This is a genomic window from Kitasatospora sp. NBC_01266 (assembly GCF_036242395.1).
Classification (GTDB): domain Bacteria; phylum Actinomycetota; class Actinomycetes; order Streptomycetales; family Streptomycetaceae; genus Kitasatospora.
Genome location: NZ_CP108458.1, coordinates 995296 through 1017313, shown reverse-complemented (window position 1 = coordinate 1017313; position 22018 = coordinate 995296). Strand labels below are relative to the sequence as shown.

Genomic DNA, 22018 nt, shown 5'->3' with positions numbered 1-22018 from the left:
CGGCGGCGGTGGGCGGTCGGGTCAGGCCTCGGTGTCACCCTCGCTGTCGGTCAGGCCGAGGCGCAGGTGCTCGATGTGGTAGACGGCCTGGTCGAGCAGCGCGGCGACGTGGTCGTCGTAGAGCGCGTAGACGATCGAGCGGCCGTTGCGGTGGCCGACCACCAGGCCGAGGTTGCGCAGCAGGCGCAGCTGGTGCGAGCAGGCCGACTGCTCCATCCCCACCTCGTTGGCCAGCTCGGTGGCCGCGCAGGAGCCTTCGCGCAGCCGGGAGAGGATGAGCAGGCGGGAGGGGGTGGCCAGGGCCTGGAGGGTGGCGGCGACCTTGGCGGCGTTGGCCGCGTCCAGGCGGGCGCGCGGGACGGTGCTCTCGGCGGGGGTGACGGCTCCATGACCCATGGCGTCCATCATACTGATGGGTACATGAATAGCTGTTCATGTAATCCTGGATCGGGCGATTGGGATACGGTGCCGAGGTGAGCAAGCGGCGTGGTGATCGTGGCGGCAAGGGCGACGGGGGCGATCGGGGTGGCAAGGGGCGTGCCAGGACGGCAACGGCGGATGCCAGGACGGGGAGTGACGGCGCGGCGCGCTGCCGGGTGAGCGTCTGCCGGGGCTGCTGCTGCGGCACGCCGAAGGTGCCCGGGATCGACCATGCCGCGCAGCTCACCGGCCTGCGTACGAGTCTGGTGGGGGTGGCCGAGGTGCGGCCGGTCGACTGCCTGGACGCTTGCGACCGCGCGAATGTGATCGTCATACAGCCCTCCCCGCAGGGTCGGCGGGCCGGTGGGCGCCCGGTCTGGCTGGGCTTCGTCAACGACGAGGACGCGGCGCGCGACATCACCGCCTGGGTGGCGGCCGGCGGGCCGGGGCTGGTCGACCCGCCCGACATCCTCGAGCTCTACTCCTTCAGCCCCTCGCGGCGGATTCGCGAGGGGCTGGAAGGCTGACCCGCCGGGCGGGGCAGGTGCGCCGCGCCGACACGGCACTGCGTCGCCTGGCCAGGCGTCAGCTGGCGCTGCCGAGCCAGAGGTCCGGGCCGAAGACCTCGTAGTGGATGGCGGCCGCCGGCACGCCCGCCGCGAGCAACTGGCCGCGCGCGGCGCGCAGGAACGGCACCGGGCCGCAGAGATAGGCCGTGCTGCCGGCGGGCAGCTCCAGGGTGCCGAGGTCGATCCGCCCGGTGCGCTCGGCCGGCCAGTCGGCAGCGCTCGGCCGCTCGTACCAGACGTGTGCCTCGGCGTTCGCCAAGGTGCCGGTGAGCAGCTGCAGTTCGGTGCGGAAGGCGTGGGTCTGCTCGCTCCGGTCGGCATGCGCGGTGATCACCCGGCGGGTCGACCCGGTGGCGGCCAGGTGGTTGAGCATGCCGATCATCGGGGTGCAGCCGATACCGGCCGAGACGAGCAGCACCGGGCCGTCCCCCGCCTCGTCCAGGTAGACATCGCCGCACGGCGCGCTCAGTCGCAACTCGGTTCCCTCCCAGGCCTGTTCGTGCAGGTGCTGGGAGACCTCGCCGACCGGGCCGCCGTCGCCGGCGAGCCGCTTGACGCTGAAGCGGAGCGCGCCGGCCGCCTGCCCGGACAGGCTGTACTGGCGTATCTGCCGTGCCCCGTCCGGCAGTTCGACCTGCACCGAGACGTACTGACCGGGCCGCTGGGCGGGTACCGGGCCGCCGTCCAGCGGTCGGACCACGAAGGTCACCACCTCGGCGGTCTCCTGGCGGCGCTCGGTCACCCGGTAGGTGCGCCAGGGCCGGTCGCCGCTGTCCCCGTCCCCGTAACCGTGCTCGCGGCGCAGTCTGTCCTCGATCGCGATCAGCGCGTTCGCCATCAGCCAGTAGACCTCGTCCCAGGCGGCGGCGACCTCGGCGGTCACCGCGTCGCCAAGCACCTCGACGATCGCCGCGAACAGGTGCTCCCGCACGATCGGGTACTGCTCGGGGCGGATGCCGAGCGAGGCGTGCTTGTGGGCGATCCGGCTCAGCATGGTGTCCGGCCGCAGGTCGGGGTGCTCGAGCAGCGCGGTGGCGAAGGCGGCGATCGAGCCGGCCAGCGCCTGCTGCTGGCTGCCGTTGGCCTGGTTGCCCCGGTTGAACAGGTCGCGCAGCAGTTCCGGGTGGGCGGCGAAGAGCTTCTGGTAGAAGAGCGGGGCGATCTCCCCGATCGCGCCGCCGACCGCGGGGAGGGTCGCTCGGACGATGGCCGTGGACTGCGGGGACAGCATGGCGGACTCCTAAGTGGTAAATAAGATTCGTATTCAAGGGTGTGACTGAACCCGCCCAGGGCGGGGCGCTCGCGTCGCCGATCAGGCGAGCGAGGGGGCGCGGGAGTGAGGGGGTGGCGAGAGGGAGTGGTGGGCTAGTCGGCCGGGCGCGAGCTCAGGGAGAGCAGGATCGGACCGGTCGGCGCTGCCACCAGGTCATCGATCGAGAGCGGATCCAGCGCCTGGAAGAACGCCTCCTGGGCCGTGCGCAGCGCGCCGCGCAGCCGGCAGGCCGCGCGCAGCGGGCAGGGCGGATCGTCCTCGCAGCCGACCACGTCGCCCACGCCTTCCAGTTCGCGGACCAGCCGGCCGAGCGAGCCGGTCCGGCCGGCCGTGGTGAGCGCCAGTCCGCCGCCCGCACCCCGGCGGGCTTCCACCACGCCCAGGTGCTGCAGCCTGCTGACCACCTTGGCCGCGTGGGTGTACGGGACCTCCACGGCCGCGGCCACCTCGCGGGTGGTCGGCGTCTGGCCCTCCAGGACGGCCAGTCGCATGGCAATCCGCAGGGCGATGTCGGTTCCCTTGGTCAGTCGCACGCCTGGACTCTAGCAATTGGTATCTGAAAGTCCAATTATCTGAACGGCTCGGTGCGGCCCATCCTCGTCCGGCCCCGTGGAGATGCCGGAGGGCAGGGCTGCTGCGAGCGTCGTGAGGAGGAGTCAGGCACGAGCGATCCGAAGGAGTGCGTCATGGCGCAGACGCCAGGCCCGGGCGGGTGGACGATGCCGGTGGCGGCCGGTCCGCCGGAGTTCCTGCCGATCCTGGACGTCCCCGAACCCGGCCCGCAGCGCCGGCTGACGGTGCTCTTCCGCTGGCTCCTGCTGGTGCCGCAGGCGATCGTGCTCTGGGTGCTCTCGGTGGCCGCCTTCTTCGCCGCCGTGATCGGCTGGTTCGCCGCGCTCTTCACCGCGCACCTGCCCGTCGGGATCGCCCGCTTCCTGATCGGCTACGTCGGCTACGACAGCCGGGTGACGGCCAGCGCGACCCTGCTGATCGACCAGTACCCGCCGTTCTCGCTGCGCCAGCCGCCGGACTTCCCGGTCCAGGTGGAGCTGCGGCCGGGCCGGCTGACCCGGGCGGCGGTCTTCTTCCGGCTGATCCTGATGATTCCGGCGGCCGTGATCAACAGCCTGGTCGGTAGCGGCTGGCTGGTGCTCTGCTTCTTCCTCTGGCTCTGGGTGCTGATCACGGGGCGGATGCCGCGCCCGGTCTTCGAGGCGACGGCGGCCTTCGTGCGGTACCGGATGCGGTTCGACGCGTACGTGCTGATGCTGACCTCCGCCTACCCCAAGGGGCTGTTCGGCGAGGAGGCCGCCGCGCCCGGCACGGCCGGCCCGCCCGCGTCGGCCACCCGGCCGCTGGTGCTCAGCGGGGGCGGCAAGGCGCTGCTGGTGGCCTTCCTGGTGCTGGGGCTGGCGGGGCACGTGTTCAACGAGTACGCGAACACCGACCACCACCTGTCGAGCGACACGACCAACACCGCGCCGGCCGTCTCCGAGTAGCCGCCCGAGCGGCCCGCGCTCAGCCCAGGGCCTTGCTCAGCCCAGGGCCTTGCTCAGTCCGGGAACCTTGCTCAGCCCAGGAACCCGCGCAGCAGCGCCGCGGTCGCCGCCAGGTGCTCCTCGGTCGAGCGCCGGGCGCCCGCGACGTCGCCGGCCAGGATCGCCCGCACCATCGCCCGGTGCTGGTCCGAGGCGTGCGCGATGTTGCGGTCCAGCACGGGTATCGCGTTCAGCAGATCGTTGAGCCGCATCCGGCTCTCGGCCACCCCGGCGGCCAGTGACGGCGAGCCGGCCAGCTCGGCGATCGCCAGGTGGAAGCGGGAGTCCAGCCGGCGGTACCCGTCGGCGTCGGCCGCCTCCAACTCGGCCAGCCGCCGCCCCAGGTAGGCGCGCTGGTCCTCGGTCAGCTCGCGCCGGGCGGCCTGCTCGGCGGCGCCGGTCTCCAGCACCATCCGGAAGGTCAGCGCGTCCTCCAGCTCGGCGCCCATGTCCAGGACCGCGCGCCGCAGTTCGCCCAGATCGGGGGCCGGCAGCCGGTAGGTGACGAAGGTGCCGCCGTAGCGACCGCGCCGCGATTCCACGCACCCCGCCTCCTGCAGCGAGCGGATCGCCTCGCGCAGCGTCTCGCGGCTGATGCCGAGGCGGACAGCCAGCTCGCGTTCGGCCGGCAGGCGGTCGCCGTAGCCGAAGACGCCGAGCTTCACCGCCTCCAGGATCCGCTCGACGGTCTCCTCGAAGGCATTGCCGGTCCGGACGGGGCGGAAGATCGCGCCGCCCTGCCAGTCCATGCCCGGCTCGCCCGGATCGTCCGTGCCCGCAAGTTCCACCGGCAAATCGTACCGAGGTACGAGCCGCGATCGCCGGGCATGCCCCTCTTGACGTGGTGCGGGGCGAGACGGAAGCATGCGCGGTAAGCCAATGGTCTAGTTCCGGGCCATTGACGGCCACAGTGCTGTGGGCGCACGTTTCGGATCCCCCACCGAACCCCCAAGGGGTGCGCATGTCCTCCGAGCAGTCACCCGTCAACCAGGTTTCCCCACCTGTGTTGCACGCCGTTTCCCCCGTTGTTTCCACCGACGACCTCTCCGCCGACGAGCAGCGGTTGCGCGAGCTGGGCTACACCCAGGAGCTGGCCCGCTCGCTCTCCGGCTTCTCCAACTTCGCCGTCTCCTTCTCCATCGTCTCGATCCTCTCCGGCTGCCTGACCCTCTACGGCTTCGGCATGGTGACCGGCGGCCCCGCACTGATCACCTGGGGCTGGCCGCTGGTCGGCGCGATGACCCTCTGCGTGGGTCTGGCGATGGCCGAGATCTGCTCCGCCTACCCGACCGCCGGCGGCCTCTACTACTGGGCGGCCAAGCTGGCCCGCGGCAACGCGCCCGCCGCCAGCTGGTTCACCGGCTGGTGCAACTTCATGGGCCAGGTCGCGGTCACCGCGAGCGTCGACTACGGCGCGGCCACCTTCACCAACGCGCTGCTCGACCTGCGGTTCGGCTTCAGCGCCACCGCTTCCCACACCATCGCGATCTTCGCGGTCATCCTGCTGCTGCACGGGCTGCTGAACAGCTTCGGCGTGCGACTGGTGGCGCTCTTCAACACGGTCAGCGTCTGGTGGCACCTGCTGGGCGTGGTGATCATCGTCGGCATGCTGGCGATCCTGCCGCAGCACCACACCTCGGTCTCCTTCGTCTTCGGACACTTCGTCAACCAGACCGGCTTCCACAGCTCCTTCTACGTGGCCATGCTCGGTCTGCTGCTCGCCCAGTACACCCTGACCGGCTACGACGCCTCCGCACACATGACCGAGGAGACCAGGGACGCCGCCCGCTCCGGGCCGCGCGGCATCGTCAACTCGATCCTGGTCTCGCTGGTGGCCGGCTGGATCCTGCTGATCGGCCTCACCTTCGCGATCCAGAACTACAACGGTGAGGTGAACAGCGCCACCGGCGAGCCGCCCGCGCAGATCTTCCTGGACGCGATCGGCCGCAACGGTGCCGAGTTCCTGCTGATCATCGTGATCGGCGCCCAGTTCTTCTGCGGGATGGCCTCGGTCACCGCCAACTCCCGGATGATCTACGCCTTCTCGCGTGACGGCGCGCTGCCCGGTTCGCGCCTGTGGCACCGGATCGCGCCGCGCACCCAGACGCCCAACAACGCGATCTGGCTGGGCACCGGCGGCGCCTTCCTGCTCGGCCTGCCCGCGCTGTGGAACACCACCGCCTTCGCCGCCGTCACCTCGGTCTCGGTGATCGGCCTCTACCTCGCCTATGTGATCCCGGTCTACCTGAGGCTGCGCCAGGGCGAGCAGTTCCGCAACGGCCCCTGGCACCTGGGGCGCTGGAGCCGTCCGATCGGCATCGTCGCCGTGGCCTGGACCGCGCTGATCACCGTGCTGTTCATGCTCCCCACGCTGAATCCGATCACCGTCCAGAACTTCAACTACACCAGCGTCGCCATCGCGGTGGTGCTCGGGTTCGCGGCCGTCTGGTGGTTCGCCTCGGCGCGGCGCTGGTTCACCGGTCCGCGCATCCACGACCTTCAGGAATCGACCCCCGACTCAACTCCCTTGGAGGAGAACGGATGAGCAGCGCACGGCTGACGCTGGATCAGCTCAGGGCCCGCGTCGCCGACGGCAGCATCGACACCGTCGTGCTGGCCATCACCGACATGCAGGGCCGGCTGCAGGGCAAGCGGCTGGACGCCGAGTACTTCCTCACCGATGTGCTGGGGCAGGCCGCCGAGGGCTGCGGCTACCTGCTGGCCGTGGACGTCGAGATGAACACCGTCGACGGCTACGAGGTCTCCTCCTGGGAGAACGGCTACGGCGACCTGGCCATGGTGCCCGACCTGGAGACCCTGCGGCTGGTGCCCTGGCATCCGGGCACCGCGATGGTGCAGTGCGACCTGGCCCAGCACGACGGCACCCCGGTGGCCGTATCGCCCCGGCAGATCCTGCAGCGGCAGCTGGACCGGCTCGCCGGGTACGGCTGGCAGGCGTACGTGGGAACCGAGTTGGAGTTCATCGTGTTCCGGGACAGCTACGAGCAGGCCTGGGACAAGGACTACCGGCAGCTCACCCCGGTCAACCAGTACAACGTGGACTACTCGATCCTGGGCACCGCCCGGATCGAGCCGCTGCTGCGCCGGCTGCGCCGCGAGATGACCGGCGCCGGGCTCACCGTGGAGTCGGCCAAGGGCGAGTGCAACCTCGGCCAGCACGAGATCGCCTTCAAGTACGCTTCCGCGCTGAAGACCTGCGACGACCACGTGGTCTACAAGACCGGGTCCAAGGAGATCGCCGCGCAGGAGGGCGTCAGCCTGACCTTCATGGCCAAGTACAACGAGCGCGAGGGTAACTCCTGCCACATCCACCTGAGTCTGCGCGACGCGGACGGCGCACCGGTGATGGCGGGGGAGCAGCCGCACGGCTTCTCCAAGGTGATGGAGCACTTCCTTGCGGGCCAACTCGCCTGCCTGGCCGACTTCGCCCTGCTGCTGGCGCCGACCGTGAACTCCTACAAGCGCTACGTCCCCGGCAGCTTCGCGCCCACCGCGATCGCCTGGGGCCGCGACAACCGCACCTGCGCGCTGCGGGTGGTCGGCCACGGCTCCTCGCTGCGCTTCGAGAACCGGGTGCCCGGCGGTGACGTGAACCCCTACCTCGCGGTTGCCGCGCTGATCGCGGCCGGTCTGCACGGGGTGGAGCAACAGCTGGAGCTGGAGCCGGAGTTCACCGGCAACGCGTACGCCTCCGACGCGCCCCGGGTGCCGGCCACGCTGCGCGAGGCGGTGACCGCCTTCGAGCGGAGCGAGGTGGCCGCACTCGCCTTCGGCAAGGACGTGGTGCGCCACTACGCGCACACCGGCCGGGTCGAACTGGCCGCTTTCGAGGCGGCGGTGACGGACTGGGAGCGTCGGCGCGGATTCGAGCGGCTGTGACCGGGCTGCCGCTGGTGGGAATCACCAGCTACCTGGAACGGGCCGCCTGGGGCGTCTGGGACCAACCTGCCGCGCTGATTCCTCAGTTGTACGTGGACGCGGTCACCGCGGCGGGTGCCGTGCCGGTGCTGCTGCCGCCGCAGCCCACCGGCGGCGTGCCGGAGGCGCTGATGGCCCGGCTGGACGGCCTGGTGGTGGCCGGCGGCCCCGATGTCGACCCGGCCCGCTACGGCGCCCGGCCGCACGAGCGCACCGGCGCACCGCACCCGCCGCGCGACGACTGGGAGTTCGCGCTGGTCCGGGCGGCACTGGCGGCCGGCCTGCCGCTGCTCGGCGTCTGCCGGGGTCTCCAGGTGCTCAACGTGGCGCTCGGCGGCGACCTGGTCCAGCACCTGCCGGACCGGATCGGCGAGCAGAGCCACCAGGTCGCCCCGGCCACCTTCCACCGCCGCGTGGTGCGGACCGAGCCGGACAGCAGGCTCGCCGGCATCCTGGGCGGGCAGGCCGAGGTGCTCTGCTACCACCACCAGGCGGTGGACCGGATCGGCACCGGCCTGCGCCCGGTGGCCTGGAGCGCCGACGGCACCGTGGAGGCGCTCGAACTGCCCGGCGCCCGCTTCGCGCTGGGCGTCCAGTGGCACCCGGAAGCCGACCCGGGCGATCCCCGGCTGTTCAGATCCTTCGTCAACGCCGTTGAGGAGAAGACCTCGTGACCCAACCCGCCGACCTCTTCGAGGTGGTCAACCCCGCCACCGAGGAGGTGATCGAGACCGTCGCGATGGCCGACCTGGCCGCCACCGACGCCGCGATCGCCCGTGCCAAGGCCGCGTTCGAGAGCTGGCGCCGGGTCAGTCCGGCCGACCGGGCCAGGCTGCTGCGCGCGTTCGCGGCAGCCGTGGACGCCGACCGCGAGCACCTGGCCCAACTGGAGGTGGCCAACGCCGGCCACACCATCGGCAACGCCCGCTGGGAGGCGGGCAACGCGCGCGACGTGATCGAGTACTACGCCGCAGCGCCGGAGCGGCTGTTCGGCCGGCAGATCCCGGTCGCGGGCGGGATCGACGTCACCTTCCAGGAACCGCTCGGCGTGGTCGGCATCATCGTGCCGTGGAACTTCCCGCTGCCGATCGCCGCCTGGGGCCTGGCCCCGGCGCTGGCGGCCGGCAACACGGTGGTGCTCAAGCCCGCCGAGCTGACCCCGCTCACCGCGCTGCGGCTGGCCGAACTCGCGCTCGCCGCCGGGCTGCCGGAGGGCGTGTTCCAGGTGCTGCCGGGCCACGGCCCGGTGGTCGGCCGCCGCTTCGTCACCCACCCCGACGTGCGCAAGGTGGTCTTCACCGGTTCCACCCGGGTCGGCAAGGAGATCGCGGCCGGCTGCGCCGAGCAGGTCAAGCCGGTCACCCTGGAACTCGGCGGCAAGAGCGCCAACATCGTCTTCGCCGACGCCGATCTGGCCAAGGCCGCCGCCACCGCGCCCTACGCCGTCTTCGACAACGCGGGCCAGGACTGCTGCGCCCGGTCCAGGATCCTGGTCCAGGAGAGCGCGCTGGACGAGTTCCTGGCGCTGCTGGAGCCGGCTGTGCTCGGGGTCAAGGTGGGCGACCCGCGCGAGGAGAGCACCGAGATGGGGCCGCTGATCTCGGCGGCGCACCATGCCAGGGTCAGCTCCTACCTGACTGACGATGTGTCAATTCACCTCCAGGGCAAGGTTCCGGACGGCAAGGGCTTCTGGTTCCCGCCGACCGTGCTGGCCCCGGTGGACCAGCGTTCGCGGGTCTTCACCGAGGAGGTCTTCGGCCCGGTGGTCGCCGTCGTCCCGTTCACCGACGAGGCCGACGCGCTGCGGATCGCCAACGCCACCGAGTACGGCCTGGCCGGCTCGATCTGGACCCGGGACCTGGGCCGCGCGCTGCGGCTGGCCCGTGGTGTGGAGGCCGGCAACCTCTCGGTCAACTCGCACTCCTCGGTGCGCTACACCACCCCGTTCGGCGGCTTCAAGCAGTCCGGTCTCGGCCGCGAACTGGGCCCCGACGCCCTCAGTGCCTTCACCGAAACCAAGAACGTCTTCATCTCCACGGAGGAGTAGTCAGATGACCAATCGTCTCGACGGCCGGGTGGCCGTGATCACCGGTGCGGGCAGTGGAATCGGCCTGGCCAGCGCCCGCCGCCTGGCGAGCGAGGGAGCCAAGGTCGTCTGCGTCGACCTGGACGAGAAGAGCGGCAAGGCGGCCGCCGAGGAGGTCGGCGGGCTCTTCGTGCGCGCCGACGTGACCGACGAGGAAGCGGTCAAGGCGATGTACGAGGCAGCGGTGGCCGAGTACGGCCGCCTGGACATCGCCTTCAACAACGCCGGCATCTCGCCGCCCGAGGACGACTCGATCCTCACCACCGGCCTGGAGGCCTGGAAGCGGGTCCAGGAGGTCAACCTGACCAGCGTCTACCTCTGCTGCAAGTACGCGATCCCGCACATGCAGCGCCTGGGCAAGGGCTCGATCATCAACACCGCCTCGTTCGTCGCGGTGATGGGCGCGGCCACCTCGCAGATCTCCTACAGCGCCTCCAAGGGCGGGGTGCTGTCGATGTCCCGCGAGCTGGGTGTGCAGTTCGCCCGCGAGGGGATCCGGGTGAACGCGCTCTGCCCCGGGCCGGTCAACACCCCGCTGCTCCAGGAGCTCTTCGCCAAGGACCCGGAGCGCGCCGCCCGCCGCCTGGTGCACATCCCGCTGGGCCGGTTCGCCGAGCCGAGCGAGATCGCGGCCGCCGTGGCCTTCCTGGCCAGCGACGACTCCTCGTTCATGACGGCGAACACCTTCCTGGTGGACGGCGGCATCTCAGGTGCGTACGTGACCCCGCAGTAAGGACCGGACCCCGCAGTAGGAATCGGACCTCGCAGCGCCGCGCCGCACCCGCCCGGGGGGTGCGGTGCGGCGCTGCGGCATGCTTGCGGGGTGCAGGGCACACGGCGTTAACTAGCAACGGTAGTTAAACGTCCTGGCGGCGAGGAGAGGACCACCCGTGCAGCAGCATGCGGACCAGTACATCGGCGGCGCCTGGCGGCCCAGCCTCGGCGGTGAGCCGCTGCCGGTGGTCAACCCCGCCACCGAGCAGGTGATCGCCACCGTCCCGGCCGGCACGCCCGCCGACATCGACGCCGCCGTGGCCGCCGCCCGCGCCGCCGCCCGGTCCTGGGGCGCCACCACCCGCGAGCAGCGCCTGGTACCGCTCACCCGGCTGCGCGACGGCCTGGCCGCCCGGCAGCAGGAGATCGCCGAGACGGTCAGTGCCGAGCAGGGCAGCCCGATCGGCTTCGCCGCCAACGTGCAGGCGGGGCTGCCGCTCACGGTCGCCTCCGGCTACCTGGAGCTGCTGGCCGGCTACGAGTTCCAGGAGCAGGTGGGCAACTCCACCGTCCTGGCCGAGCCGGCCGGCGTGGTCGCCGCGATCACCCCTTGGAACTATCCGCTGCACCAGATCGTCGCCAAGGTGGTCCCGGCGCTCGCGGCCGGCTGCACCGTGGTCCTCAAGCCCGCCGAGGACACCCCGCTGGTGGCCCGACTGTTCGCCGAGCTGGTGGACGCGGCCGGCTTCCCGGCCGGGGTCTTCAACCTGGTCACCGGCCTGGGCACGGTGGTCGGCGCGGCGCTGGTCGCCCACCCCGAGGTGGACCTGGTCTCCTTCACCGGTTCCACGGCCGTGGGCCGCGCGATCGGCGAGGTGGCCGGGCGCGGCGTCAAGAAGGTGGCCCTGGAGCTGGGCGGCAAGTCGGCCAACGTGGTGCTGCCCGGCGCCGACCTGGCCCGGGCGGTCAACGTGAACGCCGCCAACGTCTTCGCCAACTCCGGCCAGACCTGCACCGCCTGGACCCGGCTGCTGGTCCACCAGGACCAGTACGAGGAGGCCGTCGCGCTGGCCGCGAAGGCCGCCGCCAAGTACCGGCCCGGTGACCCGGCCGCCCCGCAGACCCGGATGGGCCCGGTGGTCAGCGCCAAGCAGCGTGACCGGGTGCGCGGTTACATCGAGAGCGGTCTGGCCCAGGGCGCCCGGCTGGTGGTCGGCGGCGCCGAGGCCCCGGCCGAACTGCCTACCGGCTACTACGTCCAGCCCACCGTGCTCGCCGACGTCACGCCCGACATGGCGGTCGCGCGGGAGGAGATCTTCGGCCCGGTGCTGTCGATCCTCGCCTACCGGGACGAGGAGCACGCCCTGGAGATCGCCAACGGGACCGAGTACGGCCTGGCGGGCGGGGTCTGGGCGGCGGACCAGGAGAGCGCGATCGCCTTCGCCCGGCGGATGGACACCGGCCAGGTGCACATCAACGGCGGCCAGTTCAACCCGCTGGCGCCGTTCGGCGGGTACAAGTCCTCCGGGGTCGGGCGGGAGTTGGGACGGCACGGCCTGGAGGAGTTCCTGCAGACCAAGTCGCTCCAGCTCTGACCCCTTCACCACCTACCGAGAGGAACACCATGGTTCGCGCCGCCCTGCTCACCGCCGTTGGCGCTCCGCTGGAGCTGACCGAGATCGAGTTGCCCGAGCCCGGCCCCGGCCAGGTCCGGGTCAAGCTGGCCGCCGCCGGCGTCTGCCACTCCGACCTGTCGCTCGCCACCGGCGTGCTGCGGGCCCCCACCCCCGTGGTCCTCGGCCACGAGGGCGCGGGCACGGTGGCCGCCGTCGGTGCGGGCGTCAGCACCGTGCGGGTCGGCGACCCGGTGGTGCTCAACTGGGCCCCCGCCTGCGGCGGCTGCCACCTCTGCGGACTCGGCGAGCCGTGGCTGTGCGAGCGCGCGGGCGAAGCCTACGGCGAGACCTACGGCGCGCTCGCGGACGGCACCGCCGTCTACCCCGGGCTCGGCGTGGCGGCCTTCGCCGAGGAGACGGTGGTCAGCGAACGCGCCCTGCTGCCGGTGCCCGACGGCGTGCCGCTCACCTCGGCCGCGCTGCTCGGCTGCGCGGTGCTGACCGGCTACGGGGCGGTGCACAACGCCGCCCGGGTCCGGGCCGGTGAGTCGGTGGTGGTGCTCGGCCTGGGCGGGGTGGGCCTGGCGGTGCTGCAGGCGGCCCGGATCGCCGGCGCCGGCCCGATCATCGCGGTCGACGTCAGCCCGCAGAAGGAGGAGCTGGCGCGCCGTCACGGAGCCACCGAGTTCCTCCTGGCGGACGACCAGCTGGCCCGCACGGTACGGAAGTTGACTGATGGCCACGGTGCCGACCAGGCCTTCGAGTGCGTCGGCCGGGGCAGCACGATCCGGGCCGCCTGGTCCACCACCCGCCGGGGCGGGCGGACCACGGTGGTGGGCATCGGCGGCAAGGACGACCTGGTCTCCTTCTCCTCGCTGGAGCTGTTCCACTTCGCCCGCACGCTGAGTGCCTGCGTGTACGGCAACAGCGACCCGGCCCAGGACGTCCCGCTGCTCGCCGAGCACGTGCGCGCGGGGCGGCTCGACCTGGAGGCGCTGATCACCGACCGGATCACGCTGGACGAGATCCCCGCCGCGTTCGAGCGGATGCGCGCGGGGCAGGGCGGGCGCTCGCTGGTGGTGTTCTGACGCCTACCCGAACCAACCTGACTCGGACTGACCCGACTCGGACTGACCCGACTCGAACTGACCCGGCTTGCACCGTCCATCTTGGACCATCGCGAGGGCTCTGGCACACTGTCGCTGTCGGCTGACGAACTGTCATGCCGGGCCTGACAGGGGGACGGGGCATGTGGGGTCGGGGGACCGAGCTCGGTGGTCGCTACACGCTCACCGAGCGGCTCGGCGGCGGGGCGATGGGGGAGGTCTGGCGGGCCGAGGACAGTGTGCTCGGCCGCCAGGTGGCGGTGAAGATCCTGCTGCCCGGGCTGCTGGACGACGCGACGTTCATGGAGCGGTTCCGGCGGGAAGCGCGGCTGCTGGCCTCGATCAACCACCCGGGCATCGTCGAGGTGCACGACTACGGCGAGAGCGGCGAGGAGGCCGAGGACCGGGTCGCCTACATCGTGATGGAGCTGATCACGGGCCGGCCGCTGGACGTGGTGCTCACGGAGAGCGGACCGCTGCCGGCCGAGCGCGCGCTGGAGATCGTCGCGCAGGCGCTGGACGCGCTGCACGCGGCGCATCAACGGGGCATCGTGCACCGGGACATCAAGCCGTCCAACCTGATGCTCCGGGAGGACGACCGGGTGGCGGTGACCGACTTCGGGATCGCCAGCGCGATGGCCGGGACCCGGATCACCTCCTCCCACGCGGTGCTGGGCACGGCCCTGTACGTGGCGCCCGAGCGGGCCGAGGGGGCGGCTTCGAACCCGGCCTCCGACCTCTACTCGATGGGCGTGCTCTGCTACGAGATGCTCGTCGGTGAGCCGCCGTTCACGGGTGAGACGGCGCTGGAGATCGTGCTCAAGCATGTCCGGGAGCCCGCGCCCGAGTTGCCCGGGAGCTTCGCGCAGCCGGTGCGGGACCTGGTCGCGACGGCGCTCGCCAAGCCGACCGAGGAGCGGTTCGCCAACGCCGCCGAGATGGCGGCGGCGGCCCGGGGAGCGGCGCAGGGGGTGCCGGTCGCGGCGGTGATCGCCTCCCGGACGATCCCGCTGGTGAAGGCCAAGACCCCGCCCGCAGCGGAGCTCGAGGTCGCACCGGCGGCGAAGACCGTCGCCACGCCGACCGTCGGGGCGGACCCGGACCTGGCGAAGACCCAGCCGGACGTCGCGCCGCGCCGGCCGTGGATCCGGCGCCGCTTCGTGCTGCCGCTGCTGATCCCGTGCGGCGTGACCGTGGTGGTCGGCTCGGCGGTGCTGATCGACCAGACCCCGTTCAGCTCCGACGCGGCCGCCCGCGACCCGCACCCGGTCACCTCGGTGGTGGCCGGCCGCCCGCTGGCCGGCGCCTCGGCACCGGGCTCCGGGTCGCCGAGTGCGTCGGGACCGGCCTCACCCTCGCCTTCGACCGCCGTGTCGGCGTCGGCGTCAGCTCCGGCTGCGCCGAGCAGCGCGACCCCCTCGGGCTCATCGGCGCCGGGCGTGTCTGCGCCGGCCGGCGGTGGGGGACAGGGCGCGGCCCAGCCGCAGGGTGGTGGCGGTGCCGCGCCCGCGCCGGGTGGCGGCAGCGGAGCCCGCACCGGCGGTGGCACAGCAGCGGGTGGTGGCGGCGGTGGCACGGCTGCCACCGGCACCGGCAGCGGCGGCGGTGCCGGTGGCAGCAACGGCAGCAACCCGGGAGGTGGCGGCGGCACGGGATCCGGTGGCTCCTCGGGCGGCGGCTCCGCGCCGGTCAGCCAGCCCACCACCCAGCCGCCCAACCCCGCGCCCCCGGCGGCCGGCCCGCCCGCCGGCTGCGGCGGCAGCGGCTGGGGTGCCATCGTCAACGTCGGCGACGGGCTCAAGGCCGGCCTGGCCGACGGCAATCCGTCGGGGAGCGGTGCGGTGATCATGGGCGGGAACACCAGCTACGGCTGGCTGCGCGGGGCCGTTCAGACCTGGGCCACCTTCACCGCCTGCAACGCGAACGACAGCCCGCTCGGGGTGGTCTACTACGGCGGCACCGGCATTCAACTCGTCTCGGGCTACGCGGGTCCGTCCGCCTGGACGGTGGTGTCGGCGCCGTCCGGCGTCTACGTCAAGGACTACCTGGGGCAGAACTGCCTGACCGACAACGGCGCGGGCAGGCAGCTCACCATGGGCACCTGCACCCCGGGCAACTCGTCCCAGGAGTGGCAGGTCCCCTGACACCGCGGCCGCCGGCCGCCCGCGGTGGTAGGTCAGTGCGCGCAGGGGTTGAGATCGCCGATGATGCCGATCCGCATGCCGAACCAGGGGTAGCCGTTGAAGAAGGTGTTGCCCTGGGGGGTCAGGCCGGTGGCGGAGAGCCACATCTGGTAGGCCGGGGAGTTGGAGACGCCGCCGTGCAGGCGTCGCCAGACGAGCGCGCTGTCGCCTCCGGTGGGGCCGGGGGTGATGGTGTCGGTCCACTCGACGGTGTTGCCGCCCTGGTCGAAGGTGCCCCACGGGGAGGGGGTCCTGGTCTGGCCGACGGTGGCGACGACGCCCTGGTAGCGCTTGGCGTACTCGGTGGGGTCCAGTCCCAGCGGGTTGGCGGTGTTGCAGACGTCGGTGGGGATCTGGCCGGGGCACCAGGTGGGTGCGCTCCCGTTGGCGGGGGTGTAGTTGGCCAGCGGCTGCTGGCCCTGGTTGGTGACGTCGCCGGTGGTGGGGTTGAGGACGGTGGCGTTGGGCGCGGTGGCGTCACCGTCGCCGAAGACGCCGGGGTTGGTGGGGTACTTCCAGTAGGAGAGGGTGCCGCCGCCGGTCGGGTCGTAGTAGGCGGCTTTGACCCACTCGTCCTGGCTGGGCACGACGAAGCCGTTGTCCCGGGTGCGGGTTGGGGCGTGCTGGTCGAGGTCGTACATCCCCTGCTCGGTCCGCGGTGACAGCTCGATCCGGTACGAGGTGTAGCCGAAGCTGCCGCTGGTGCTGTCGGTGCGGGAGATCAGCCGGCCGTTGGAGAGCGAGTTGACGAAGCGCGCCTCCTTGAGGAAGTCGGCGAACGCGTAGGGCTTGTCGGCCCACTCCGGGAAGGCCACCGTGTAGTGGGCGCCGCGGCCCGCGCCGGGGGCGAGGTCGATCTGGCCGTACTTGGGCCAGGCCGCCGAGCTCTCGATCGGGTTCCAGAGCGCGTGCTGGTTGAGGCCCTCGGGGTCGACCGTGTTCAGGAAGTCCACGTACTGCTCGACGGTGATCTCGAGCTGCCCGATCTGGTACGGGTAGGCGACGGAGCCGAGGGTCGCGCACTGCTTCGGGCTCGGCGGGGCGTCGGCACAGGTCGGGTAGACGGCGTCCTCGAACGGCAGCACGGCGACTGAGGGGTTGCCGGGTGCGCCGACCTTGGCGGTGGTCAGGGTGATCACCCGGCCGGGCCCGCCGCCGTCGGAAGAGCGCTGCGTGGCAGCGGCGTTGGGGCCGGCCGCCGCCGCGGAGGCGAGCAGCGCGGAGATCCCGCAGGCCGCCAGGAATGTTTTGCCGACGCGTGTCCGGCTGGAGACGATGTGCACGAGTTGCCCTTTCGGCGATGGCAGCCCGCTCCTGTGCCGGAGTCGCGCGCGGCGTCCGCCGGTCAGAGCGGCAGGGCGCTCACGCTAGCCGTTCTGGTAACACAGAGTTGCCAAAGCTGCACGGACAGCGCCTGGGAATCACCCGTTCAGAACGCGGCGATGGCCGCCCCCCGCTGCGGGGGGCGGCCATCGCCGCGTCCGGGTTGCTCGGCTCAGACGGCCGACGCCGCCTTGCCGGCCAGGAAGACCTTGGTCTGCTCGGCCACCCGGCGGCCCAGGTGCTCGGCGGTGGCGATGTCCGCCTTGTGCACGCCCTCGGTGCCCTGGTCGTTGTTGGACTGCGCGCCGGCGCCCAGGAAGAAGCCGAGCCGGTTCAGGTCGTTCTCCGAGCCGGTGCTGACGTTCCAGCCCGGGTGCAGGCCCAGGCTGACCCAGGTCATGCCGTGCTGGGCGGCGAAGATGCTGAGGAACTGCAGGGTGCCGAGCTTGTCGCCGCTCTTGGAGCCGGAGTTGGTGAAGCCGGCCGCCAGCTTGTCCTTCCAGGCGGCGGCGAACCAGCGCTTGGCGCTGGCCTCGGCGAAGGTGTGGAAGGCGGCGGAGGCGCCGCCCATGTAGGTGGGCGAGCCGAAGACGATCGCGTCCGAGGCGTCCAGCAGCTCCCACTGGGCCTCGGTGATCTCGTCGACCTTGATCAGGTGGACGGTGGCACCGGCCTCCAGCGCGCCGGCCTGGACGGCCTCGGCGATGACGGCGGTGTGGCCGAAGCCGGAGTGGACGGCGATGGAGATGACGGGGCTGGTCACAGCGGTGCTCCTGAAAGGTGTGATGCGGTGTCGTTCGGTAAGTGCTGATGAAAGGAAAGCACTATCTTTTTGAAAGCGCAACCCAGTGGATGGCGCCCTACGCGCGTACACTGCTTGGCATGACGACTGACAGCACCGAAGCCACCGTCTGCCAGGGCGCCGACGAGTTGCCCTACGACGTGTTCGGGCGCGCCTGCCCGTCCCGGCACGTGCTGAAGGACGTCACCCACGCCTGGGGCAGCCTGACGCTCGCCGCGCTGCTCGACGGCAGCTTCCGCTTCAACGAGCTGCGCCGCCGGGTCGACGGGGTGAGCGAGAAGATGCTGTCGCAGACCCTTCAGGCGCTGGAGCGGGACGGCCTGGTGCACCGCGAGGCGCAGCAGACCAACCCGCCGCGGGTCGACTACTGCCTCACCGGCCTGGGGCGCGAGGTCGCCGAGCAGCTGCGGCTGCTGATCGGGTTGGTCGAGCAGCGGATGCCGCAGGTCCGGCAGGCGCAGCAGCGCTACGACGAAGCGCACGACTGAGCGCTGTCCGATCGTGTTTTGAAACTAGTTGCATAGAGCCCGGCTCCGCGCCTACCGTTGGGTAACAACACTCGCGCGAGGAGAGTCCGGATGACCGCCTACCCCCACCTGCTGCGCCCGCTGGACCTGGGCTTCACCACGCTGCCCAACCGGGTGCTGATGGGCTCGATGCACGTGGGCCTGGAGGAGGCGCCGAACGGCTTCGAGCGGATGGCCGAGTTCTACGCCACCCGGGCCCGCGGCGGGGTCGGCCTGATCGTCACCGGCGGTATCGCGCCGAACGAGGCCGGGCGGCCGTGGAGCGGCGGCGCCAAGCTCACCACGTCGGAGGAGGCGGCCGAGCACCGGGCCATCACCGAGGCCGTGCACGCGGCCGGCGGCCGGATCGCCATGCAGATCCTGCACTTCGGCCGCTACGCCTACCACGAGGACCTGGTGGCGCCGAGCGCGATCCAGGCGCCGATCAGCCCGTACGTGCCGCATGCCCTCACCGAGGAGCAGATCGAGCAGACCATCGAGGACTTCGCCCGCGCCGCCGAACTCGCCCAGCAGGCCGGCTACGACGGCGTCGAGATCATGGGCTCCGAGGGCTACCTGATCAACGAGTTCATCGCCGCGCCCACCAACCAGCGCACCGATGCCTGGGGCGGCAGCTACCAGAACCGGATGCGGTTCCCGGTGGAGATCGTCCGCCGGGTGCGCGAGCGGGTCGGCACGGACTTCATCCTGATCTACCGCCTCTCGATGCTCGACCTGATCCCCGGCGGCTCCACCCTGGCCGAGGTGATCGAGCTGGCGCAGGCCGTGGAAGCGGCCGGCGCCACCATCATCAACACCGGTATCGGCTGGCACGAGGCGCGCATCCCCACCATCGCCACCTCGGTGCCGCGCGGCGCCTTCGCCTGGGTCACCAAGAAGGTGATGGGCTCGGTCGCGATCCCGCTGGTCACCACCAACCGGATCAACACCCCTGAGCTGGCCGAGCAGTTGCTCGCCGACGGCTGTGCGGACCTGGTCTCGATGGCCCGTCCGCTGCTGGCCGATCCCGACTTCGTGGCCAAGGCCGCGGCCGGCACCCCCGAGGCCGTCAACACCTGCATCGGCTGCAACCAGGCCTGCCTGGACCACACCTTCAGCATGAAGATCACCTCCTGCCTGGTGAACCCGCGCGCCTGCCACGAGACCGAGCTGGTGCTCGGCCCGACCCAGCTGCGCAAGCGCCTGGGCGTGGTCGGGGCCGGCCCCGCCGGGCTCGCCTTCGCCGTCACGGCGGCCGAGCGCGGCCACGCCGTCACGCTCTTCGACGCCGCCGAGGAGGTCGGCGGGCAGCTGAACATCGCCCGCCGGGTCCCGGGCAAGGAGGAGTTCAACGAGACCCTGCGGTACTACCGCCACCAGCTGGCGAAGCACCAGGTCGAGCTGCGGCTGGGCGCCTGGGTCACCGCCGAGAGCCTGGCGGCGGAGGGCTTCGACGAGGTGGTGCTGGCCACCGGCGTCACCCCGCGCGACCCCGGCATCGAGGGCAGCGACCACCCGAGCGTGCTCAGCTACCTGGACGTGCTGCGCGACCAGGCACCGGTGGGCGAGCGGGTGGCGATCGTGGGCGCGGGCGGCATCGGCTTCGACGTCGCCGAGTACCTGACCGACCCGGGCACTTCGGCCAGCCAGGACCCGGCCGCCTTCTTCGCGCAGTGGGGCGTGGACACCGAGCACTCCGGCGCGGGCGGCCTGCGCAAGCCGGAGCGTCCCGAGACCAAGCGCGCGGTGCACCTGTTGCAGCGCAAGACCACCAAGGTCGGCGCCGGGCTGGGCAAGACCACCGGCTGGATCCACCGCACCGAGCTGAAGCACCGCGGCGTCGCCATGGTGGCGGGCGTCGGCTACCAGCGGATCGACGACGCGGGCCTGCACCTGACGGTGGACGGCGAGCCGCAGCTGCTCCCGGTGGACACCGTGGTGCTCTGCGCGGGCCAGGAGCCGCGCCGCGACCTGGTCGAGGGCCTGCGCGAGCGGGGCATCGAGCCGCACCTGATCGGCGGCGCGGACGTGGCGGCCGAGCTGGACGCCAAGCGCGCCATCGACCAGGGCACCCGGCTGGCGGCCGCGCTCTGAGCTGATAATTCACCGGTGGGCGGGTGCTGCTCGCCTAGGATTCCGAGCAGCACCCCGCGCACTCCAGGAGACCGGATCCCGCCATGTCGCTGCCGCACGCCATCCTCACCGCCCTGCTGGAGAAGCCTTCCTCCGGGCTGGAGTTGACGCGCCGCTTCGACAAGTCGATCGGCTTCTTCTGGTCCGCCACGCACCAGCAGATCTACCGCGAGCTCGGCAAGTTGGAGCAGGCGGGGCTGATCCGGGCCGTCCCGCAGCCGCCCAGCCGGGGGCAGCGCAAGGAGTACGAGGTGCTGGCGGCCGGCCGGGCGGCGCTGGTCGACTGGGTGGCCGAGAGCCAGGACCCGAAGGCCGTCCGCGAGCCGCTGCTGCTGCGGCTGCGGGCGGCCGCCGTGGTCGGCGCGCCCGGGTTGCGGGCCGAGCTGGAGCGTCATCTCACGTTGCACGAGCAGCAACTGACGGACTATCAGGCGATCGAGCGGAAGGACTTCCCGGCCGAGCGGGCGGGGGAGCAGAACCGGTTGCAGCATCTGGTGCTGCTGGCCGGCATCGGGCTGGAGACCTTCTGGATCCAGTGGCTCACCGAGGCGCTGGCCGACCTGCCGGACGGCGCGCGGCCCTGACGGCCCCGGCGGCCCAGCGGCGGGGCGGGCTGACCGGCCGGTCAAGTGGGCGCGCTCCCAGGGGCGGTGGCTCACAACCAACACCCAGGTTGGCCTGCCACAATGGCCCCCGCCCGACCCCGCCCCGTGATCGTCGCCCGAGGTGATCGATGAGCTCCACCGCACCACGCCGCCCCGGCAGCGGCCGGCCCACCCTGGAGGAGGTGGCCGTGCTGGCCGGTGTCGGCCGGGGCACCGTGTCCCGGGTGATCAACGGCTCGCCCCGGGTCAGCGACCGCACCAGGGCCGTCGTAGAGCAGGCGGTCGCCGAACTCGGCTATGTCCCCAACCGGGCCGCCCGCACCCTGGTCACCTCGCGCACGGACGCGATCGCCCTGGTGGTGCCCGAGGCCGAGACCAGGCTCTTCTCGGAGCCGTACTTCGCCGACATCATCAGCGGGGTCTGCGCCGAACTGTCCGACTCGGAGCTGCAGTTGCTGCTCATCCTGGTCCGCGACCAGCGTGAGCGCGACCGGCTCGCGGCCTACCTGCGGGCCCAGCGGGTGGATGGCGTGCTGCTGGTCGCCGTGCACCGCGAGGACCCGCTGCCCAGCACCCTGGAGGAGTTGCGGATCCCCGTCGTCCTGGCCGGGCGGCGCGCCGACCACGAGTCGCTGAGCTATGTCGCCGCCGACAACCTGGGTGGCGCCCGCGCCGCCGTGCGCCACCTGCTGGCGGCCGGCCGGCAGCGGATCGCCACCATCACCGGGCCGCTGGACATGGAGGTCGCCGAGGCCCGGCTGGCCGGCTACCGCGCCGCGCTGGCCGAGGCCGGGGAACCGCAGGCGGCGGAGCTGGTGGGCCTGGCCGACTTCACCGAGCAGGGCGGCCGGGCGGCGATGCGCGAACTGCTGGACCGCGCCCCCGACCTGGACGCGGTCTTCTGCGCCTCCGACGTGCTGGCCGCCGGCGCGCTGCAGGTGCTGCGCGCGGCCGGCCGCCGGGTGCCCGAGGACGTCGCGCTGATCGGCTTCGACGACTCGATCGTGGCCCGGCACACCGATCCGCCGCTGACCAGCGTGCGCCAGCCGATAGCGGAGCTCGGCCGCACCATGGTCCGTCTGCTGCTGGACGAGATCGCCGACCCGCACCGCCCCCGGCGCCAACTGGTGCTCCCCACCGAGCTGGTGGTGCGCGACTCCGGCTGAGCGGGCCCGGGACCGCTACCGGGCGCAGCGGCCCGGGAC

Annotated in this window: 20 protein-coding genes; 14 read left to right on the top strand and 6 right to left on the bottom strand. The window is 72.1% G+C overall.

Annotated features, from left to right (window positions below):
• Positions 1 to 21 precede the first annotated feature (21 nt).
• The gene (locus tag OG403_RS04530) at positions 22 to 396 is read right to left on the bottom strand and encodes an ArsR/SmtB family transcription factor (protein WP_329561604.1); all 375 of its coding nucleotides are present in this window, start codon (positions 394 to 396) and stop codon (positions 22 to 24) included.
• A gap of 200 nt (positions 397 to 596) precedes the next feature.
• On the opposite strand from OG403_RS04530, the gene OG403_RS04525 reads away from it, so the two are divergent.
• Positions 597 to 947: a (2Fe-2S) ferredoxin domain-containing protein gene (locus tag OG403_RS04525; protein WP_329572092.1), complete on the top strand. Its 351-nt coding sequence runs from the start codon at positions 597 to 599 to the stop codon at positions 945 to 947.
• Positions 948 to 1005: 58 nt separating this feature from the next.
• On the opposite strand, the gene OG403_RS04520 is transcribed toward OG403_RS04525, so the two are convergent.
• A complete protein-coding gene (locus OG403_RS04520; RefSeq protein WP_329561602.1) occupies positions 1006 to 2220 on the bottom strand; it encodes a globin domain-containing protein in 1215 nt (404 codons plus the stop codon).
• Positions 2221 to 2354: 134 nt separating this feature from the next.
• Positions 2355 to 2795 (bottom strand): RrF2 family transcriptional regulator, encoded by a 441-nt coding sequence (locus OG403_RS04515; protein ID WP_329561601.1) that lies wholly within the window; start codon positions 2793 to 2795, stop codon positions 2355 to 2357.
• Positions 2796 to 2948: 153 nt separating this feature from the next.
• On the opposite strand from OG403_RS04515, the gene OG403_RS04510 reads away from it, so the two are divergent.
• Positions 2949 to 3761: a DUF4389 domain-containing protein gene (locus OG403_RS04510; protein WP_329561600.1), complete on the top strand. Its 813-nt coding sequence runs from the start codon at positions 2949 to 2951 to the stop codon at positions 3759 to 3761.
• Positions 3762 to 3832: 71 nt separating this feature from the next.
• On the opposite strand, the gene OG403_RS04505 is transcribed toward OG403_RS04510, so the two are convergent.
• Positions 3833 to 4549: a FadR/GntR family transcriptional regulator gene (locus tag OG403_RS04505; RefSeq protein WP_442911044.1), complete on the bottom strand. Its 717-nt coding sequence runs from the start codon at positions 4547 to 4549 to the stop codon at positions 3833 to 3835.
• A gap of 212 nt (positions 4550 to 4761) precedes the next feature.
• On the opposite strand from OG403_RS04505, the gene OG403_RS04500 reads away from it, so the two are divergent.
• The 8 genes from OG403_RS04500 (at position 4762) to OG403_RS04465 (ending at position 15405) form a co-directional block, all read left to right on the top strand.
• A complete protein-coding gene (locus OG403_RS04500) occupies positions 4762 to 6345 on the top strand; it encodes an amino acid permease (RefSeq protein WP_329561598.1) in 1584 nt (527 codons plus the stop codon).
• A complete protein-coding gene (locus OG403_RS04495; RefSeq protein ID WP_329561596.1) occupies positions 6342 to 7700 on the top strand; it encodes a glutamine synthetase family protein in 1359 nt (452 codons plus the stop codon). The genes OG403_RS04500 and OG403_RS04495 overlap by 4 nt, the downstream gene beginning before the upstream one ends.
• Positions 7697 to 8413, top strand: coding sequence for a gamma-glutamyl-gamma-aminobutyrate hydrolase family protein (locus OG403_RS04490; RefSeq protein ID WP_329561594.1), 717 nt, complete (start codon positions 7697 to 7699; stop codon positions 8411 to 8413). Before OG403_RS04495 ends, OG403_RS04490 begins: the two co-directional genes overlap by 4 nt.
• A complete protein-coding gene (locus tag OG403_RS04485) occupies positions 8410 to 9786 on the top strand; it encodes an aldehyde dehydrogenase family protein (protein WP_329561593.1) in 1377 nt (458 codons plus the stop codon). The genes OG403_RS04490 and OG403_RS04485 overlap by 4 nt, the downstream gene beginning before the upstream one ends.
• Positions 9787 to 9790: 4 nt before the next feature.
• On the top strand, positions 9791 to 10558 hold the full coding sequence (locus OG403_RS04480; protein ID WP_329561591.1) for a 3-oxoacyl-ACP reductase: 768 nt from the start codon (positions 9791 to 9793) through the stop codon (positions 10556 to 10558).
• A 157-nt stretch (positions 10559 to 10715) separates the two neighbouring features.
• The gene (locus tag OG403_RS04475; RefSeq protein ID WP_329561590.1) at positions 10716 to 12134 is read left to right on the top strand and encodes an aldehyde dehydrogenase family protein; all 1419 of its coding nucleotides are present in this window, start codon (positions 10716 to 10718) and stop codon (positions 12132 to 12134) included.
• Between the two features lie 29 nt (positions 12135 to 12163).
• On the top strand, positions 12164 to 13243 hold the full coding sequence (locus OG403_RS04470) for a Zn-dependent alcohol dehydrogenase (protein ID WP_329561588.1): 1080 nt from the start codon (positions 12164 to 12166) through the stop codon (positions 13241 to 13243).
• A 161-nt stretch (positions 13244 to 13404) separates the two neighbouring features.
• Positions 13405 to 15405, top strand: a complete 2001-nt coding sequence (locus tag OG403_RS04465; RefSeq protein ID WP_329561587.1) for a serine/threonine-protein kinase — start codon at positions 13405 to 13407, stop codon at positions 15403 to 15405.
• A 32-nt stretch (positions 15406 to 15437) separates the two neighbouring features.
• Here OG403_RS04465 and OG403_RS04460 read toward each other — a convergent pair whose 3' ends face one another.
• Both OG403_RS04460 and OG403_RS04455 read right to left on the bottom strand, forming a co-directional pair.
• Complete coding sequence (locus OG403_RS04460; RefSeq protein WP_329561585.1) at positions 15438 to 16727, bottom strand: hypothetical protein; 1290 nt, start codon at positions 16725 to 16727, stop codon at positions 15438 to 15440.
• Positions 16728 to 16939: 212 nt separating this feature from the next.
• On the bottom strand, positions 16940 to 17530 hold the full coding sequence (locus tag OG403_RS04455) for a flavodoxin family protein (RefSeq protein WP_329561584.1): 591 nt from the start codon (positions 17528 to 17530) through the stop codon (positions 16940 to 16942).
• A 119-nt stretch (positions 17531 to 17649) separates the two neighbouring features.
• Here OG403_RS04455 and OG403_RS04450 point away from each other — a divergent pair, with 119 nt between their 5' ends.
• The 4 genes from OG403_RS04450 to OG403_RS04435 all read left to right on the top strand — a co-directional run bounded on the left by OG403_RS04450 (position 17650) and on the right by OG403_RS04435 (position 21979).
• The gene (locus OG403_RS04450; RefSeq protein WP_329561583.1) at positions 17650 to 18057 is read left to right on the top strand and encodes a winged helix-turn-helix transcriptional regulator; all 408 of its coding nucleotides are present in this window, start codon (positions 17650 to 17652) and stop codon (positions 18055 to 18057) included.
• A gap of 90 nt (positions 18058 to 18147) precedes the next feature.
• Positions 18148 to 20169 (top strand): NADPH-dependent 2,4-dienoyl-CoA reductase, encoded by a 2022-nt coding sequence (locus OG403_RS04445; protein WP_329561581.1) that lies wholly within the window; start codon positions 18148 to 18150, stop codon positions 20167 to 20169.
• Positions 20170 to 20252: 83 nt separating this feature from the next.
• Positions 20253 to 20792, top strand: a complete 540-nt coding sequence (locus OG403_RS04440; RefSeq protein ID WP_329561579.1) for a PadR family transcriptional regulator — start codon at positions 20253 to 20255, stop codon at positions 20790 to 20792.
• Between the two features lie 149 nt (positions 20793 to 20941).
• Positions 20942 to 21979 (top strand): LacI family DNA-binding transcriptional regulator, encoded by a 1038-nt coding sequence (locus OG403_RS04435; RefSeq protein ID WP_329561577.1) that lies wholly within the window; start codon positions 20942 to 20944, stop codon positions 21977 to 21979.
• Positions 21980 to 22018 lie beyond the last annotated feature (39 nt).

Coding starts and splice junctions, on each gene's coding strand:
- OG403_RS04530 (WP_329561604.1), bottom strand. CDS start 396: ATGGGTCATGGAGCCGTCACCCCCGCCGAGAGCACCGTCCCGCGCGCC.
- OG403_RS04520 (WP_329561602.1), bottom strand. CDS start 2,220: ATGCTGTCCCCGCAGTCCACGGCCATCGTCCGAGCGACCCTCCCCGCG.
- OG403_RS04510 (WP_329561600.1), top strand. CDS start 2,949: ATGGCGCAGACGCCAGGCCCGGGCGGGTGGACGATGCCGGTGGCGGCC.
- OG403_RS04505 (WP_442911044.1), bottom strand. CDS start 4,549: ATGGACTGGCAGGGCGGCGCGATCTTCCGCCCCGTCCGGACCGGCAAT.
- OG403_RS04500 (WP_329561598.1), top strand. CDS start 4,762: ATGTCCTCCGAGCAGTCACCCGTCAACCAGGTTTCCCCACCTGTGTTG.
- OG403_RS04495 (WP_329561596.1), top strand. CDS start 6,342: ATGAGCAGCGCACGGCTGACGCTGGATCAGCTCAGGGCCCGCGTCGCC.
- OG403_RS04480 (WP_329561591.1), top strand. CDS start 9,791: ATGACCAATCGTCTCGACGGCCGGGTGGCCGTGATCACCGGTGCGGGC.
- OG403_RS04470 (WP_329561588.1), top strand. CDS start 12,164: ATGGTTCGCGCCGCCCTGCTCACCGCCGTTGGCGCTCCGCTGGAGCTG.
- OG403_RS04465 (WP_329561587.1), top strand. CDS start 13,405: ATGTGGGGTCGGGGGACCGAGCTCGGTGGTCGCTACACGCTCACCGAG.
- OG403_RS04450 (WP_329561583.1), top strand. CDS start 17,650: ATGACGACTGACAGCACCGAAGCCACCGTCTGCCAGGGCGCCGACGAG.
- OG403_RS04445 (WP_329561581.1), top strand. CDS start 18,148: ATGACCGCCTACCCCCACCTGCTGCGCCCGCTGGACCTGGGCTTCACC.
- OG403_RS04440 (WP_329561579.1), top strand. CDS start 20,253: ATGTCGCTGCCGCACGCCATCCTCACCGCCCTGCTGGAGAAGCCTTCC.
- OG403_RS04435 (WP_329561577.1), top strand. CDS start 20,942: ATGAGCTCCACCGCACCACGCCGCCCCGGCAGCGGCCGGCCCACCCTG.